The sequence below is a fragment of the Pantoea sp. DY-5 genome, assembly GCF_019795955.1.
Classification (GTDB): Bacteria; Pseudomonadota; Gammaproteobacteria; order Enterobacterales; family Enterobacteriaceae; genus Pantoea; species Pantoea leporis.
On record NZ_JAIMIE010000003.1, the window covers coordinates 179,560 to 195,899 of the forward strand.

Sequence of the window (16,340 nt, forward strand, 5' to 3'; positions counted from 1 at the left end):
ATCAAACTCCCAACTTCCACGACAGCGTACGCAGCAGGTCAGCAAACACGCCCGCTGCTGTGACATCATTCCCTGCACCATATCCACGCAGAACCAGCGGGATTGGCTGATAGTAGCGGCTGTAGAATGCCAGCGCATTCTCACCGTTCTTTACCTTGTACAGCGGATCGTTGCCGTCCACCGCGTCAATCTTCACTTTGCAGACGCCACCCTCTTCAATCGCGCCGACGAAGCGTAATACTTTACCTTCGTCACGCGCTTTGGCAACGCGCGCGGCAAAGGCGTTATCCAGCTCCGGCAGACGTTGCATAAACTGCTCAACGTCGGCGATCTCCGTCAGGCTGGCGGGCAGCAGCGGTTCGATATCGATATCGCTAAGCTCCAGCTGATGCCCCGCTTCACGCGCCAGAATCAGCAGCTTACGCGCCACATCGGTGCCAGAAAGATCGTCACGTGGATCCGGCTCGGTAAAGCCCATCTCACGTGCCATTTTGGTCGCTTCCGACAGCGAAACGCCCTCATCAAGCTTGCCGAAGATAAAGGAGAGCGAGCCAGAGAGAATACCGGAGAACTTGATCAGTTCATCCCCGGCATTCATCAGGTTTTGCAGGTTTTCGATCACCGGCAAACCGGCACCGACGTTGGTGTCGTACAGGAACTTTCGGCGCGATTTTGCTGCCGCTGCACGCATCTGCTGGTAATAATTCCACGACGACGTGTTGGCCTTTTTGTTCGGCGTGACGACATGGAAACCTTCGGCGAGGAAATCGGCATATTGATCGGCAACCGCCTGGCTGGAGGTACAATCGACGATCACCGGGTTTAGCAGATGATACTCTTTCACCAAACGCATCAGGCGACCGAGATTGAACGGCTCTTTGGCTTCGTTCAGTTCTGCCTTCCAGTTGCTGAGATCGATACCGTGTACGTTGGTCAACAGCGCCCGCGAGTTAGCGATGCCGCACACGCGCAGATCGATGTGCTTCTGTTTCAGCCACGTCTGCTGGCGATGCAGCTGATCCAGCAACGCTGCGCCCACACCGCCAACGCCGACCACGAACACTTCAATGACCTGATCGGTAGCGAACAGCATCTGATGCACCACACGCACGCCGGTGGTGACTTCATCGTTGCTCACTACCACCGAGATGGAACGCTCAGACGAGCCCTGCGCAATCGCCACGATATTGATGTTGGCTCGCGCCAGCGCCGAGAAGAATTTAGCCGAGATGCCGCGCAGCGTACGCATGCCATCACCGACCACCGAGATCACCGCCAGCTGTTCCAGCACGTCCAGCGGATCGAGTAAGCCATCTTTCAACTCCAGATAGAACTCCTCCTCCAGCACGCGACGCGCACGCGCCTGCTCGCTTTGCGGTACGCAGAAGCTGATGCTGTATTCCGAAGAGGATTGGGTGATCAGCACCACGGAGATGCCGGTGCGTGACATCGCGGCGAAAACGCGCGCCGCCATGCCGACCATGCCTTTCATACCCGGACCTGACACGTTGAACATCGCCATGTTATTCAGGTTGGTGATACCTTTCACCGGATTTTCATCCAGCTCGCCTTCGCCACCAATTAAGGTGCCCGGCGCTTGCGGATTAGCGGTATTTTTGATCAGGCAAGGAATCTGGAACTGGGCGATGGGCGCGATGGTACGCGGATGTAAGACTTTGGCGCCGAAGTAGGAAAGCTCCATTGCTTCCTGATACGACATCGATTTTAGTAAGCGCGCATCAGGTACCTGGCGCGGGTCGCAGGTATACACGCCGTCAACATCGGTCCAGATTTCACAACAATCAGCGCGCAAACACGCAGCCAACACCGCAGCGGAGTAGTCAGAACCGTTGCGGCCCAGCACCACCAGTTCACCTTTCTCGTTACCGGCGGTGAAACCGGCCATCAGGATAAAGTGATCGGCTGGGATCTGGCTGGCGGCGATGCGACGCGTGGATTCGGCGATATCCACGGTGGATTCAAGGTAATGACCAATCGCCAGCAACTTCTCCACCGGATCGATAACGGTAACTTTGTGGCCGCGCGCCTGCAGCAGCGCTTCCATAATAGCAATCGACAGCTTTTCGCCACGGCAGATGATGGCGGCATTCACAGCGTCCGGACATTGGCCCAGCAAGCTGATGCCGTGCAGCACTTGTTTCAGCTGTGCAAATTCCAGTTCAACGCGGGTTTTCAGTCCGTCATAATCAAAGCCCGGCTGCGCATCACGCAAGCCTTGCAACAGATCGGCAAAAATACGTTCGGCATCGCTGATATTCGGCAACGTGTCCAGGCCGCTGATGGTTTTCTCAATCATCGCCACCAGATGATTGGTAATTTTTGCTGGTGCAGAGAGTACGGTCGCAACCTGTCCCTGTTGTGCATTGCTTTCCAGAATATCCGCCACACGGAGAAAACGTTCCGCATTGGCTACTGAGGTTCCGCCGAATTTCAGCACTCGCATATTTGAAGCTCTCCTGAATTTTTGCCGAAAAAAAAGCCCGCACTGTTTAGGTGCGGGCTTTTTTCTTTGTTTTTCCTGTATGCGTCAGCCCGCACCGTTACCTGTGGTAATGGTGGTGGTAATAATAATTGTGGTGTTCAGGCTGAGTTTACGCATTTAGATTTTTTTCTGTCTGTCTTTGTCTTGTCCGTCTGCCTTCCAGAAGTAAAGCAAAGCGCACGTTAAGTCAACGAATTTGTCTTAGCCGCGCCGTCCCTGGCGTTGCGCAGTGCTGCGCTTGCTGAGGCAAAAATTATCGCGATCGTTCAGGAGATGCGGCGGATTGCCGCATCAGTCACTAGCATCTCAGGATTTATCCGAGCAATTATCTATAAGTTTTTTTTCTACGTCGTGTAACAAACGATGCAGCATGGCGCTGTCACGCTGTTCCAGCAGGCCGATGCGCTGATCGATCCAGTCCGCCATTTTGACGTCATCACTCACATCCAGCTTGACCAGCAACTGATGAAAGCGCTGGCGCAATGCCTGCAACTGCTGCTCATTCGCCACTTCTGCGGTCTCAGCCGCAATCTGATTGAGCGCCGACAGCTGATAGCAATACACCATCACTGCCTGACCGAGATTCAGCGACGGATAATCATTGGCCATCGGAATGCCGGTTAACAGATCGACCTGCTCCAGCTCTTCATTAGTTAAGCCGCTGTCTTCACGGCCAAACACCAACGCGATGCGGCTCAGCCATTGGCGCTTCTCCTGCAGGATGTTTTCTACCTGAGTAGGCGTAGCGTAATAGCGGAATTTCGCGCGGCTACGTGCGGTGGTCGCTACGGAAAAATCGACATCCTTTAGCGCCTCGCTCAGCGTGGCGTAGGTTTTGACGTTATCGAGGATCTCACCGGCGCCGTGCGCCACTCGACGTGCTGCGGGATCTTGCCAGGCATCGCTGGCGACAATGCGCAGCTCGCTAAATCCCATGGTTTTCATAGCGCGAGCAGCCGCACCGATATTTTCCGGACGAGCGGGAGAGACAAGGATTAAGGGGAAATGCATGATTTTTCCATCGAACTGTTAACAACTCGCATTATGTTGGCATGCAGGAGAGAAAATACCAACTGCGGTTAGAGGAGAAAATAAGATGTTAACGATGTTAAAAGAGGGATAAATCCAGCTGTAGTGGAAATTAGCGGGCATAAGCAAAATTATCGGACCTATTGAATATAAAACCCTTTTCTTTCATATCATTGAAATATAATTTCCTGCGTGTTTTAGTTTTGGTTATATAAGGACGAAATGTAGCAAAAATGCTGCATTTTGTGAGCTAAACTAGCAATCCTGGAGAAGTTTTTCATAAAAGTGTTAACGTGCTACACTTGCATTTGATATAAGTCAACGAAGCGTTGTTTTTATGCTTATCGGTTGTTGTTGGTGCTGTTAGGTTGCTGTTAATACGGTTAGGATGAGCGCCTGTCCGAGATCCTCGGGGCGTGCGAATATCCATCCTGACTGGCTGAGCTAACACTGAAGTTGACGTAGATGGATGGTGTATTCCGAAGATTATTTCGTATACCGGTTGCAGCACATTAGCGTAACCGACGTACGCCCTGTTTTCGATTTGTTGGCAAATTTTAGGTAGCGAAACATGCAGACCCCGCACATTCTTATCGTTGAAGACGAACTGGTCACGCGTAACACCCTCAAAAGTATCTTTGAGGCAGAAGGTTACGTGGTCTATGAAGCCACCGACGGCGCCGAGATGCATCAGGTTTTGACGGACAATGACGTCAATCTGGTGATTATGGATATCAACCTGCCAGGTAAAAACGGTTTGCTGTTGGCGCGCGAATTGCGTGAGCAAGCAAACGTCGCGCTGATGTTCCTTACCGGCCGTGATAATGAAGTGGATAAAATCCTCGGTCTGGAAATCGGTGCCGATGATTACATCACCAAACCGTTCAACCCGCGTGAGTTGACGATTCGTGCACGCAATTTGCTGTCGCGCACCATGAATCTGGCGATGCCAAGTGAAGAACGCCGTACCGTTGAAAGCTATCGCTTCAACGGTTGGGAGCTGGATATCAACAGCCGCTCACTGATCAGTCCGAACGGCGACCAGTACAAGCTGCCGCGCAGTGAATTCCGCGCCATGCTGCACTTCTGTGAAAACCCTGGCAAAATCCAGACGCGTGGTGACTTGCTGAAGAAGATGACCGGCCGCGAGCTGAAGCCGCATGACCGTACCGTGGATGTCACCATCCGCCGCATCCGTAAGCATTTCGAATCCACGCCAGACACGCCAGAAATCATCGCCACCATTCACGGCGAAGGTTACCGCTTCTGCGGCGAACTGCAGGATTAAGCGTTGAAAGAAAAAACGCCCGTGAGGGCGTTTTTTTATGCCTGCATTAATGCCACGGCATAATCGGCACGGCGCTCAGCGCATTCTTCGGCGATCCATCCACCACCTTGTCGGAATAGCTTAGGTACACCAGCGCATGACGTTTCTGGTCAAAGAAGCGCACCACCTGCAGCTTCTTAAACACCAGTGATGTGCGTTTTTTGAACACCACTTCACCTTGCGCCTTGCCTTGTGCGATTTTCTCGCTAAGCTCTACCGGTCCCACCTGTTGACAGGAGATGGCCGCGTCGGACGTGTCTTCCGCCAAACCTAATCCCCCTTTAATACCGCCGGTTTTTGCCCGGCTGATATAACAGGTTACATTTTTTACGTCGGGGTCATCGAAGGCTTCTACCACGATCTTATGATCGGGGCCAAATATCTTGAATACCGTGTCAACTGAGCCGATCTCTTCGGCCTGAACGCCAGCACTGAATACATATGTTGCCAACGTGATTATAAGAATACGAGCTATTGTCATTGAGTTACCATTGCCAATCGAATAGATGAGAATGTAATGTACTGTCAATCGAACAGAGAACCAAACCTAAAAGGGTTTTAACCCGCTTTGACTTAGCACACTCGATTAGCAAACCGCCCCCACGCTTTTGTGCATTTCGTGCTATTATTCGACGACTTCATAGTTGCGCCACCAGAGAGTTATGAGGATGTTTTATGGACCAAGCCGGTATCATTCGCGATTTGCTTGTCTGGCTGGAGAGCCATCTGGATCAACCGCTTTCATTAGATAACGTTGCGCAGAAAGCAGGCTACTCCAAGTGGCATCTACAGCGGATGTTCAAGGAAGTAACCAGCCACGCGATTGGTGCGTACATTCGCGCGCGTCGGCTGTCGAAAGCCGCGGTGGCGCTTCGCCTGACCAGCCGCCCCATCCTCGACATAGCGTTACAATATCGCTTCGATTCGCAGCAGACCTTTACCCGTGCGTTTAAAAAGCAATTCAACCAAACGCCTGCCTGGTATCGTCGCTCATCGGAGTGGAACTCGTTTGGCATTCGCCCGCCAATTCGTCTCGACAATAACAGCATGCCGGAAGCGCAGTTTGTCACGCTGCCAGAAACGGTGCTGGTCGGCCAGACGCAGAGTTACTCCTGTACGCTGGAGCAGATTTCCAGCTATCGCGATGAGATGCGCCTGCATTTCTGGAAGCAGTTCCTGCTGGAAACCGACACGGTGCCGCCGGTGCTGTATGGCTTGCATCAGGTGCGCGCCAGCCATGAAAAAGATGATGAGCAGGAGATTCTCTACACCACTGCGGTGCCTGCCGATCAGCTGGCAAAAAGCATGCAGTCGAATCAGAGCGTGATTGTGGAAGCCGGTGATTACGTACAGTTCACCTACAACGGTGCGCGCAGCGCGCTGGGTGAATTTATCCTGCTGCTGTACGGCACTTGTATGCCAACGCTGGGATTAGTGCGTCGTCAGGGACAGGACATCGAGCGTTTCTACACGCACGGGGGTAAAAAACGTAGCGAGCCGCCAACGGAAATCCGCTGCGAATACCTGATTCCGATTCGCCAACAGAATAACTAATAAAAAATGCCGTCATCGCGACGGCATTTTTTTCTGCTTAGCGTTGAAGCTCGTCTAACGCAGGCGCATCCAGATGCGACACATCGCCCGCCGTCTCAACCACCCAACCGGCCGCCAGCCACGCGCTCTGCTGATGATCCACGCGCGAGATCGAGCAATTCCGCAGACGCAAACGACGCTCCGCATGCGCAGGCAAACCGAGAATGGTGCTAACCAGCACGCCCAACGCCATCCCGTGGCTGACAATCAGCGGACGGCTACCAGCAGGCAGCTCCAGCAGCGCATTCAGCGCTTCGTGCATCCGTGCCGCCATCTCCGCCATCGATTCGCCACCCGGAATACGGCCGGCGGTGGTGCCATCCACCAGCGTTTTCCGCCAGTTTTCCTCTTCTTCGGTTAAGCCATCGAGCGGACGTTGTTCCAGGCAGCCCATGTTGAGCTCGCGCAGACGCGCATCGAGCGTAACGGTGCAGCCACACGCATCGGCGATAATCTCTGCCGTACGCCGCGTCCGTCCCAAATCGCTAGCAATCACGTGGGTAATGCCCAGCGATTTCACCCGCTCGCCCACTTGCTGAGCTTGCAGCTCACCTTTTTCCGTTAACGGGCTGTCAGACTGCCCCTGAATGCGCCGAGCCGCATTCCATACCGTTTCACCGTGACGAACAAGATAGACCTGTAGCATGCTTAATTTCCGTTATACTGCGACAAATTTGCCTCGAGGGTTCAAACAATTATGTACCATGTTGTCGCAGCCACCATCAACCCGGCAAAAATTCGCGCGATTGCTCAGGCGTTCAACGACGTTTTCGGCGAAGGATCCTGCCACATCGAAGGGGTTGAGGTCGAGAGCGGCGTCGCAGCCCAGCCACTTAGTGATGTTGAAACGCGAACTGGCGCACGTCAGCGGGTTGAGAACGCGCGTCAAACGCGTCCACGGGCCGATTACTGGGTGGCGATCGAAGCGGGCATTGAAGGCGATTGCGCCTTTGCGTGGATGGTGGTTGAAAACGCGCAGCAGCGCGGAGAATCACGTTCGGCCAGCTTTACGCTGCCGCCGATTGTCGTGGCAGGCTTGGCTGCCGGGCATGAACTGGGTGATGAGATGGCACGCTTAACCGGCGTGGAGAATATCAAACACAAAGGTGGCGCGATTGGTGCCCTCACCCACGGCCTGCTTAGCCGCTCCAGCGTCTACCATCAGGCGTTGATTCTGGCGCTGTGTCCGTTCACCCATCCGCTCTACAGCCAGCGTTAACCGCGGCCGAGACGCGCTTCCAGCCAGCGTTTTAGCTCTGGCGGCGCCTCTTTCAGACTATTAGACCCGCGCGTAATGGTGGCGATGCCGACGCCCAACTCATTCTTCAGTTCACGCTGGCTCATATCGCCGTTCATCAGCTCTTCAATAATGCGCAAACGCGTCCCGTAGGATTCACGTTCATCCGGCGTCATCATCAGTTGTAATAACGGCAGCGCCACGCCATCGGCAAAGGCATTTTGCATCAGTTCGATAAATCGCAGCCAGTTATCTTCAACAGGCTGAGCCGATTCCGGCTGGGAAGAAAGGGGTTGGCTCATGAAGGGCTTCCGTACTCATTAACGAGTACGGAAGCATAGCACAGTCAATACTGGCGATTCCACTCACTGTCAGCGAGAATCTTGTCCGGTTTGCCCATGAAGTAACGGTAATAGGCATCGTAGGCCAGCACGTTTTTCACGTAGCCACGCGTTTCGGAGAACGGGATGGTTTCGATAAACGCCACCGCATCCAAATTACCGCCGCTGGTTTTCTGCCAGCTGCGCACGCGTCCCGGACCGGCATTATAGGCCGCCGAAGAGAAGATTCGGTTCTGACCAAACTGCTGATAGACATACTCCAGATACTGCGTACCGATCTGAATATTGGTCTGCGGATCCAGCAGCTGGCTGCTGTTCACATAGCCGGGAATGTTATACATCTTCACGGTATGCGTCGCCGTAGCGGGCATCACCTGCATCAATCCGCTGGCGCCCACCGGTGAACGCGCTTTCGGGTTCCACGCGCTCTCCTGACGCGAAATCGCCATCGCATAACTCTGCGGAATGCCTTTGTCACTGGTGTATTGCTGATAGAGGTTTTGCCACGCCAGCGGGAAGCGCTCTTTCAGGCTATCCCACATTTTCGCGGTGATGGTGGCCTGCACGCTGAGATCCCACCAATCCTGCTCGTTAGCGTAACGCGCCAGCATCTGCTGCTGCGAACGGGTTTTGCTGGAGATCAGATTGGCCCATTCACTGCGCGCCAGGTTATCCAGCCCCCAATACATCAGCTCGCGCACGCGTGCCATTTCCGCACCTTGCGTCACGCTGCTGTCGGCGGCCGGAGCCTTGTCGACCTGCAACGGATACTCCACGCCCAAGCGCTGCGCCGCGACCATCGGATAGAAGCCGCGCGCCTGCATCAGCTTCCGCAGAATATCGTTGGCTTCCTCTTTGCGGCCCTGCGAAATCAGCAAATCCGCCTGCCAGTATTGCCACTCATCTTTCTCTTTGGCTTCCACCGGCAAACGCGCAATCCAGGTATTGAGACCACGACGATCGTTCTGGCTCAGCGCCAAACGTACGCGGCGCTCCACCAGCGCGGTAGATTCGCTGTTCATCACCACCGCATCACGCCAGCGCGCCTGCTCGCTGGTGAGATCCGCGCCCATCATGCGCCACACCACGGTCTCTTTCAGATCCTGCTCATCGGCCTGGCTCATCTTCTGCGCCTGCACCAGCTGGGGGATCATCATGCGCGCGTTATCCATATCCTCACGCGCCACGCGGGCGAAGGCATAGCTGGTCGCCATGCGGGTGAAATCGGTGGGTCCCATGCTGCTGGCAAAGGTGGTGACGGTTTGCGGATTCTGCTGCAGCGCAATCAGCCCGCTGGCGGTGGTTTGATAATCCGCCGGCAGCATTTTCGCCAGGTAATTCACCAGGCTGTCGTTACCGGCTTTCATCGCCAGACGAATACGCTCGAGAATGGTGATCGGCGAGAGTTGCCCGCTGGCTTGCCATACCGAAAACAGCTTGTCGCAGTCGTTCGGTAACGCGGTGCCGCGCAGCCAAATCTCTTTCGCACCGGCAAACGCCGCCTGCTGCTGGCCGGTCGCCCACTTAGCGTAGTACCAGTTACAGCGCGCCTGCACCGGTTTCGGTTCATCCGGGCTGAAGCTGAGTACGCCCTGCCAATCCTGACGGTTCGCCAGCACATTCACAAAGCGCGTTGAGAGCGAGCGCGCCGGTGGCAGCGTAGGATACTGTTGAATAAAGTTCTTCACCGCCAGCGGCGTCTCTTGATCGAGATCCTGCGCCAGCAGGCGATATTGCAGATAAGGATAAAGCGGATAATCCTGCAGCGTCGGCATCAGCTGCGTCACCTGGTCCATCTGTTTGTTATCCCAGGCTTGCTTGATTTGCGCATAGCGCTGTCGCTGCTGATCCAGCGAATCGGCCCATACGCTGCTGGCCGTGCTGGCCAGACAGATCCCTAGCATCCAGTAACGCCACTTCTCCATTACGCTCTCCTCTCAGTGCTGCGATCCAGCTCATGCCAGACTTCTTTCATGCTAACCAGGCCAACCGTCTCTTGCCATGTTCTTCACAAAATTTACGCTCGCGCACCGCCATTGCGCAGCGTTTGCGCCGCCGTTGTGCAATTTATCATCAGAAAAACGTATTACACATCAATTAACTACGCGGTTTCATCGGCTTACAAAAATGGCACGCGCTTTGCTCTGTTGAATTCCATCTTGTATACCAGTTGGAATTCACTCATGGCATCGACCTTTGGCTTTACGCTCCAGGATTGGCAACGCAGTTACCAACAGGATCCACAACAGATTACTGCTCTGCTGGCGGCTCATCTCGACGCCATCGACGCGCAGGATAACGCGTGGCTCTATCTCGCCACGCCTGCGCAGCTGCAGGCACAAATTGAACCGCTGCTGGCGAGCTATCAGCGCAATCCGGCGGCGCTGCCGCTGTTTGGCGTGCCGTTTGCGGTAAAAGATAATATTGATGTCGCCGGCTGGCCGACCAGCGCCGCCTGCCCGGCCTTCACCTACACCGCCGAAGTCGATGCCTTTGTTGTCGCGCAGCTCAAAGCAGCAGGCGCGGTGGTGATTGGCAAAACCAACCTCGACCAATACGCCACCGGCTTAGTCGGCACGCGTTCGCCGTTTGGTGCGGTGAGCAACACCTTCAATCCTGATTACGTCAGCGGCGGCTCCAGCTCCGGTTCTGCGTCGGTGCTGGCGCGCGGTCTGGTGTGCTTCTCGCTCGGCACCGACACCGCCGGTTCGGGCCGCGTGCCCGCCGGTTTCAACAACATCGTTGGCCTCAAGCCGACCAAAGGTTGGTTCTCTGCCAGCGGCGTGGTACCGGCTTGCCGCCTCAATGACACCATTTCCGTGTTCGCGTTAACCGTTGAAGATGCCTTCGCGGTGGCTACCGCAGCGGGCGGCTATGACGCGGGCGATGCCTATTCGCGCAGCAATCCGCACACCGCGCCAGCCAGCTTTAAAGCGCAGCCCGATTTCGCCATTCCCGCCACGCCTGAATTCTTCGGCGACAAGCAAGCCGAAGCAGCATGGCTGGCGGCGCTGGAGAAATTAGAAGCCGGCGGCGCAACGCTGCATCCGATCGATTTTTCCCTGTTCCATCAACTCGCCGAACAGCTCTATTACGGCCCGTGGGTCGCCGAGCGCACCGTGGCGGTGGGCGAGATGATCAACCGCCCGGAAGAGATGGATCCGGTGGTGTACGGCATCGTCAGCAGCGGCCTGAAATACACCGCAGTCGAAGCCTATCAGGCGGAATACCTGCGCGCCGAACTGACGCGCCAGATTCAGCAAACGCTGGCGCAGTTCGATGCGCTGGTGGTGCCCACCTCGCCAACCATCCATACGCTGGACGAAATGCAGCAGGAGCCGGTGCATTACAACTCGCAGTTCGGCACCTACACCAACTTCACCAACCTCGCCGATCTCAGCGCGCTGGCGCTGCCTGCGCCGTTCCGTGCCGATGGATTGCCTGCCGGCATCACGCTGATCGCGCCTGCCTGGCACGATCGCGCGCTGGCTGGTTTTGGCCTGCGCTGGCAGCAGCAGATGGCGCTGCCGCTTGGTGCCACCGGCAAAGCGCAGCCTGCTCAACAATGTGCATTCGCTGTTTCACCCGATCACGTCCGCGTGGCGGTGGTGGGCGCGCATCTCACCGGCATGCCGCTTAACTTCCAGCTCACCACGCGTCAGGCGGTGCTGGTGGAGGAGACGCAAACCGCCAGCAATTACCGTCTGTTCGCCCTGCTCGATGGCCCGATTAAGAAGCCGGGCCTGCTGCGTGGCGAGAGCGGTGCGGCGATCACCGTGGAACTGTGGGATATCCCGCTGGCGCGCTTTGGCGAGTTCGTGGCGGAAATCCCGGCCCCGCTCGGCATTGGCTCGCTGACGCTGGCCGACGGACGCGTCGTCAAAGGCTTTATCTGTGAACCGGCGGTGCTGTCGCAGGCGCTGGAAATTACCGAATTTGGCGGCTGGCGCAACTGGCTGGCCTCTCTGGGGAGTAAATAAGCATGTTCAGCACCGTTCTGATTGCTAACCGTGGCGAAATCGCCTGCCGCGCCATTCGCACCTTAAAACGCCTCGGCGTGAAAAGCGTCGCCGTCTATTCCGATGCCGATCGCAACGCGCGCCACGTCAAAGAAGCTGACGTCGCCATCGCCCTTGGCGGTGACAAAGCCAGCGACAGCTATTTACGCATCGATAAAATCCTCGCCGCTGCACAGGAAACCGGCGCAGAAGCCATCTGGCCGGGCTACGGTTTCTTGTCAGAAAGCCTGCCGTTTGCCGACGCCTGTGAAAAAGCCGGCATCGCCTTTGTCGGCCCCACCGCGCAGCAGATTGGCGAGTTTGGCCTGAAACACCGCGCGCGTGAGTTAGCCGCCAGCGCGGGCGTGCCGATGACGCCGGGCACGCCGCTGCTGAGTTCACTGGACGAAGCCTTAAGCGCCGCCGACACCATCGGTTATCCGGTGATGCTGAAGAGCACTGCAGGCGGCGGCGGTATTGGCCTGACGCGCTGCGCCGATGCCGATGCGCTGCGCAATGCGTGGGAGAGCGTGCGCCGTCTTGGCGAGCAGTTCTTCAGCGATGCGGGCGTGTTTTTAGAACGCTGCATTGACCGCGCGCGCCACGTTGAAGTACAGATTTTTGGCGACGGCAGCGGCAAAGTGATCGCGCTTGGCGAACGCGACTGTTCGCTGCAGCGCCGCAACCAGAAAGTGGTGGAAGAGACGCCGGCCCCGAATCTGCCGCAGGCAACGCGTGAAGCGCTACTCTCTTCTGCGGTGCGCCTCGGCGAGCTGGTGAATTATCGCAGCGCAGGTACGGTGGAATACATCTACGACGCCGAACAAGATGCCTTCTACTTCCTCGAAGTGAACACTCGCCTGCAGGTTGAACATCCGGTCACCGAATGCGTCACCGGCCTCGATCTGGTTGAGTGCATGCTGAAAGTGGCGTCTGGCGACGCCCTCGACTGGGCGCGCCTGCAGCAAGCGCCCGCTGGCGCATCGATTGAAGTGCGTATCTACGCCGAAGATCCGCTGAAAAACTTCCAGCCAAGCCCCGGCGTGCTGACCCACGTCAGTTTCCCGGACGATGTGCGCGTCGATGGCTGGATCGATACCGGCACCGAAGTCTCGGCGTTTTACGATCCGATGGTCGCCAAACTGATCGTGCATGCCGACACGCGCGCAGCGGCGCTGACGAAGATGCAGCAGGCGCTCGACGCCACGCAACTGCACGGCATCGCCAGCAATCTCGATTATCTGCGTCAGATCGTTGCCACCGACGCCTTCCGTAGCGGCAAGGTGTGGACGCGTTTTCTCGATAGCTTCACGCCAGCCGCCAGCGTGATTGAAGTGCTGCAACCCGGCACCTTCAGCAGCATTCAGGATTTCCCTGGCCGCCTCGGCTATTGGGATATCGGCGTGCCGCCGTCCGGCCCAATGGACGATTTCGCTTTCCGCCTGGCCAACCGCATTGTCGGCAACCACGACAGCGCCGCGGGACTCGAATTCACTCTGCAAGGCCCGACGCTGCGCTTCCACAGCGATGCCGTCATCGCCCTGACAGGCGCTGATTGCGCGGCGGATGTCGATGGTGAAAGCATCGCGTACTGGCAGCCCGTCAGCGTCAAAGCGGGACAAACCCTGACGCTGGGCCGTGCGCAGAGCGGCTGTCGCACCTACTTAGCGGTGCGCAACGGTTTCGACGTGCCGGAATATCTCGGCAGCCGCTCCACCTTCTCGCTCGGCCAGTTTGGCGGCCACGCCGGTCGCACCCTGCGCGTCGCCGACATGCTGCCGATCTCCCAGCCGCAGCTCGCCGCCTGCACCACGCCCGCGCCGGTCAGCGCACCGCAGGCGCTCGATCAGGCGCTGGTGCCGCACTACGGCACTGAATGGCGCATCGGCGTGCTGTATGGACCGCACGGCGCACCGGATTTCTTCACTCAGGCGGCGATTGATGAGTTCTTTGCCAGCGACTGGCAGGTGCACTACAACTCCAACCGCCTCGGCGTGCGTTTGGTTGGCCCTAAACCCACCTGGACGCGCGCCAACGGCGGCGAAGCCGGTCTGCATCCGTCCAACGTGCATGACTGCGAATACGCTATCGGCGCGGTGAACTTCACCGGCGACTTCCCGGTGATCCTGACGCACGACGGCCCCAGCCTCGGCGGCTTCGTCTGCCCGGTGACCATCGCCAAAGCCGAACTGTGGAAAGTCGGCCAGGTGAAACCGGGCGATAAAATCCGTTTTCACCCGATCAGCGCCGACGAAGCGGTGGCGCTGGAAAAAGCCCAGGCGCACAGCGTGGCCACGCTGCGCAGCAGCCACGCGCCGGCCTTTGCGGTGCCCTCTTTAGCGGCCAGCGCTATCGGTTCCGCGACCTTGCTGGCGGCGCTCCCCGCCACGACAACCACGCCAGCAGCGGTTTATCGCCAGGCGGGCGACAAATATGTGCTGATTGAGTACGGCGATAACGTGCTGGATCTGGCGCTGCGTCTGCGCGTGCATCTGCTGATGAATGCGCTGCGTGAGCGCGCGGTGCCGGGCGTAGAAGAGCTGTCGCCGGGCGTGCGCTCTCTGCAGGTACGCTACGACAGCCTGATTCTCAGCCAGAAACAGCTGATGCAACTGCTGCTGGAACTGGAAGCCGGGCTCGGCGATGTCAGTCAGCTGAAAGTGCCGTCGCGCATTGTCTGGATGCCGATGGCCTTCGAAGACAGCGCCACGCTCGGCGCGGTCGAACGTTACAAAGAAACTGTACGTGCCAGCGCGCCGTGGCTGCCGAACAACGTCGATTTTATCCAGCGTATTAATGGTTTAGCGAGCCGCGAAGCGGTGCGCGACACCCTTTTTGATGCCAGCTACCTGATTCTCGGCCTCGGCGATGTCTATCTCGGCGCGCCGTGCGCGGTACCGATCGATCCACGCCATCGCCTGCTGAGCTCCAAATACAGCCCGGCGCGCACCTTTACCGCTGAAGGCACGGTTGGCATTGGCGGCATGTACATGTGCATCTACGGCATGGATTCACCCGGCGGCTATCAGCTGGTAGGCCGCACGCTGCCAATCTGGAACAAATTCCTGAAAAACGAGCAGTTCGCGGCCGACGAGCCGTGGCTGCTGCACTTCTTCGATCAGGTGCGCTTTTATCCGGTAACGGAAGACGAACTGACGCAGCTGCGCGATGACTTCCGCGAAGGCCGCGCCACGGTGCGCATCGAAGAAACGGTCTTCGACTTCGCCGCCCATCATCAATTCCTGGCGGAAAATGCCGCGTCGATCAGCGATTTCCGCCAGCGTCAGTCCGCCGCCTTCGAACAGGAAGTGACGCTGTGGGCGCAGGAAGAGCAGAACGCGCCGCTCACCACCGAGGAGACGCTGGCTGTGGCCGAAGCCGACGACGATGCGCTGGCGGTGTGCGCCGATATGAACGGCAACATCTGGAAAGTGCTGGTTCAGCCAGGCGACGCGGTGGAAGCCGGTCAAACGCTGATCATCGTGGAAGCGATGAAAATGGAACTGGCGATTGTCGCGCCGCAGGCCGGCACCGTGAAACGCATTGCCTGCCAGGCAGGACGTCCGGTGAGTCCGGGCGATGCCCTGCTGTGGCTGGAATAAGGAGTCGGCATGAACACGAGCCCTCGTAGCAAAGGTCGTCCGGAAGCGCTGGCCGAAAAGGTTTATCAGGCGCTGAAACAGGACATTTTTGAGTTCCGACTGATGCCGGGCGATCGCTTCAGCGAAAACGAAATCGCCGATCGGCTGGAAGTGAGCCGCACGCCGGTGCGTCAGGCGCTGTTCTGGCTGGAGCGCGAGGGCTACGTCGAAGTGTGGTTCCGCAGCGGCTGGCAGGTGAAGCCGTTTGACTTTGAATATTTCGAAGAGCTGTACGACTTTCGCACCGTGCTGGAGTGCGAAGCGGTGCGCCGCTTGTGCGCACTGCCCGCACCGCAGTGCATCGACATGCTCACCGCGCTGAAAAGCTTCTGGATGGATGCACCGCCGCTGGCCGATGGCAAAGCGGTTTCGGCGCAGGATGAAGCCTTTCACATGGCGCTGGTGGCCGCCGCTGGCAATCAGGAGATGGCGCGCATCCACGCCGAACTGACCGAAAAAATCCGCATCATTCGCCGTCTCGATTTTACCCGAGACGACCGAATGGAGGCGACATACCGCGAGCACGCTCAGATTTTACGGGCGATTTTCCAGCAACAAACCGAGGAGGCGCAGCGCATTTTAACCGACCACATCGCCGTCAGTAAGGCAGAGGTCAGAAAGATCACATTGCATATGTTACAGCAGGCTCGACTTCAACCCATTGAATAACA

Annotated in this window: 13 protein-coding genes and 1 other annotated feature; of the genes, 6 read left to right on the forward strand and 7 right to left on the reverse strand. The window is 57.3% G+C overall.

Annotated features, from left to right (window positions below):
* Position 1 precedes the first annotated feature (1 nt).
* From thrA to K5Y30_RS11890, 3 genes are all read right to left on the reverse strand, one after another.
* Entirely contained in the window at positions 2–2,464 is a 2,463-nt protein-coding gene (gene thrA / locus K5Y30_RS11880; protein WP_110867500.1) for a bifunctional aspartate kinase/homoserine dehydrogenase I, read from the reverse strand.
* Between the two features lie 26 nt (positions 2,465–2,490).
* Positions 2,491–2,613: a sequence feature (Thr leader region), on the reverse strand.
* Entirely contained in the window at positions 2,549–2,620 is a 72-nt protein-coding gene (gene thrL, locus K5Y30_RS24945) for a thr operon leader peptide (protein WP_071531027.1), read from the reverse strand. (Overlaps the previous feature by 65 nt.)
* Before the next feature lie 189 nt (positions 2,621–2,809).
* The gene (locus K5Y30_RS11890) at positions 2,810–3,514 is read right to left on the reverse strand and encodes a tRNA/rRNA methyltransferase (RefSeq protein ID WP_222211526.1); all 705 of its coding nucleotides are present in this window, start codon (positions 3,512–3,514) and stop codon (positions 2,810–2,812) included.
* Between the two features lie 589 nt (positions 3,515–4,103).
* On the opposite strand from K5Y30_RS11890, the gene arcA reads away from it, so the two are divergent.
* Complete coding sequence (gene arcA / locus K5Y30_RS11895; protein WP_137385127.1) at positions 4,104–4,820, forward strand: two-component system response regulator ArcA; 717 nt, start codon at positions 4,104–4,106, stop codon at positions 4,818–4,820.
* 46 nt (positions 4,821–4,866) lie between these two features.
* On the opposite strand, the gene creA is transcribed toward arcA, so the two are convergent.
* Positions 4,867–5,340 carry a protein CreA gene (creA, locus tag K5Y30_RS11900; RefSeq protein ID WP_101762161.1) on the reverse strand — a complete coding sequence of 158 codons (474 nt, stop codon included), beginning with the start codon at positions 5,338–5,340 and terminating at the stop codon, positions 4,867–4,869.
* Positions 5,341–5,534: 194 nt separating this feature from the next.
* On the opposite strand from creA, the gene robA reads away from it, so the two are divergent.
* Positions 5,535–6,413 carry an MDR efflux pump AcrAB transcriptional activator RobA gene (gene robA / locus K5Y30_RS11905; protein ID WP_110867499.1) on the forward strand — a complete coding sequence of 293 codons (879 nt, stop codon included), beginning with the start codon at positions 5,535–5,537 and terminating at the stop codon, positions 6,411–6,413.
* A gap of 37 nt (positions 6,414–6,450) precedes the next feature.
* Here the strand turns inward: robA and gpmB are convergent, their stop codons facing one another.
* Complete coding sequence (gpmB, locus tag K5Y30_RS11910) at positions 6,451–7,098, reverse strand: 2,3-diphosphoglycerate-dependent phosphoglycerate mutase GpmB (protein ID WP_222185240.1); 648 nt, start codon at positions 7,096–7,098, stop codon at positions 6,451–6,453.
* Positions 7,099–7,149: 51 nt separating this feature from the next.
* On the opposite strand from gpmB, the gene yjjX reads away from it, so the two are divergent.
* Positions 7,150–7,671, forward strand: a complete 522-nt coding sequence (gene yjjX / locus K5Y30_RS11915) for an inosine/xanthosine triphosphatase (RefSeq protein WP_217549141.1) — start codon at positions 7,150–7,152, stop codon at positions 7,669–7,671.
* Here the strand turns inward: yjjX and trpR are convergent.
* Together trpR and sltY are read right to left on the reverse strand one after the other, a co-directional pair.
* A complete protein-coding gene (trpR, locus tag K5Y30_RS11920; RefSeq protein ID WP_101762165.1) occupies positions 7,668–7,991 on the reverse strand; it encodes a trp operon repressor in 324 nt (107 codons plus the stop codon). The two genes, yjjX and trpR, sit on opposite strands and share 4 nt — an antisense overlap.
* Before the next feature lie 44 nt (positions 7,992–8,035).
* Complete coding sequence (gene sltY, locus K5Y30_RS11925) at positions 8,036–9,955, reverse strand: murein transglycosylase (protein WP_222211528.1); 1,920 nt, start codon at positions 9,953–9,955, stop codon at positions 8,036–8,038.
* A 258-nt stretch (positions 9,956–10,213) separates the two neighbouring features.
* Between sltY and atzF the strand changes: the two genes are divergently transcribed.
* From atzF to K5Y30_RS11940, 3 genes are read left to right on the forward strand one after another with little or no spacing between them, the layout of a single operon-like run.
* Positions 10,214–12,010 carry an allophanate hydrolase gene (atzF, locus tag K5Y30_RS11930; protein WP_222211530.1) on the forward strand — a complete coding sequence of 599 codons (1,797 nt, stop codon included), beginning with the start codon at positions 10,214–10,216 and terminating at the stop codon, positions 12,008–12,010.
* Positions 12,011–12,012: 2 nt separating this feature from the next.
* The gene (gene uca, locus K5Y30_RS11935; protein WP_222211532.1) at positions 12,013–15,630 is read left to right on the forward strand and encodes an urea carboxylase; all 3,618 of its coding nucleotides are present in this window, start codon (positions 12,013–12,015) and stop codon (positions 15,628–15,630) included.
* Between the two features lie 9 nt (positions 15,631–15,639).
* Positions 15,640–16,338, forward strand: a complete 699-nt coding sequence (locus K5Y30_RS11940) for a GntR family transcriptional regulator (RefSeq protein WP_192412422.1) — start codon at positions 15,640–15,642, stop codon at positions 16,336–16,338.
* The last annotated feature ends 2 nt before the right edge of the window (positions 16,339–16,340 follow it).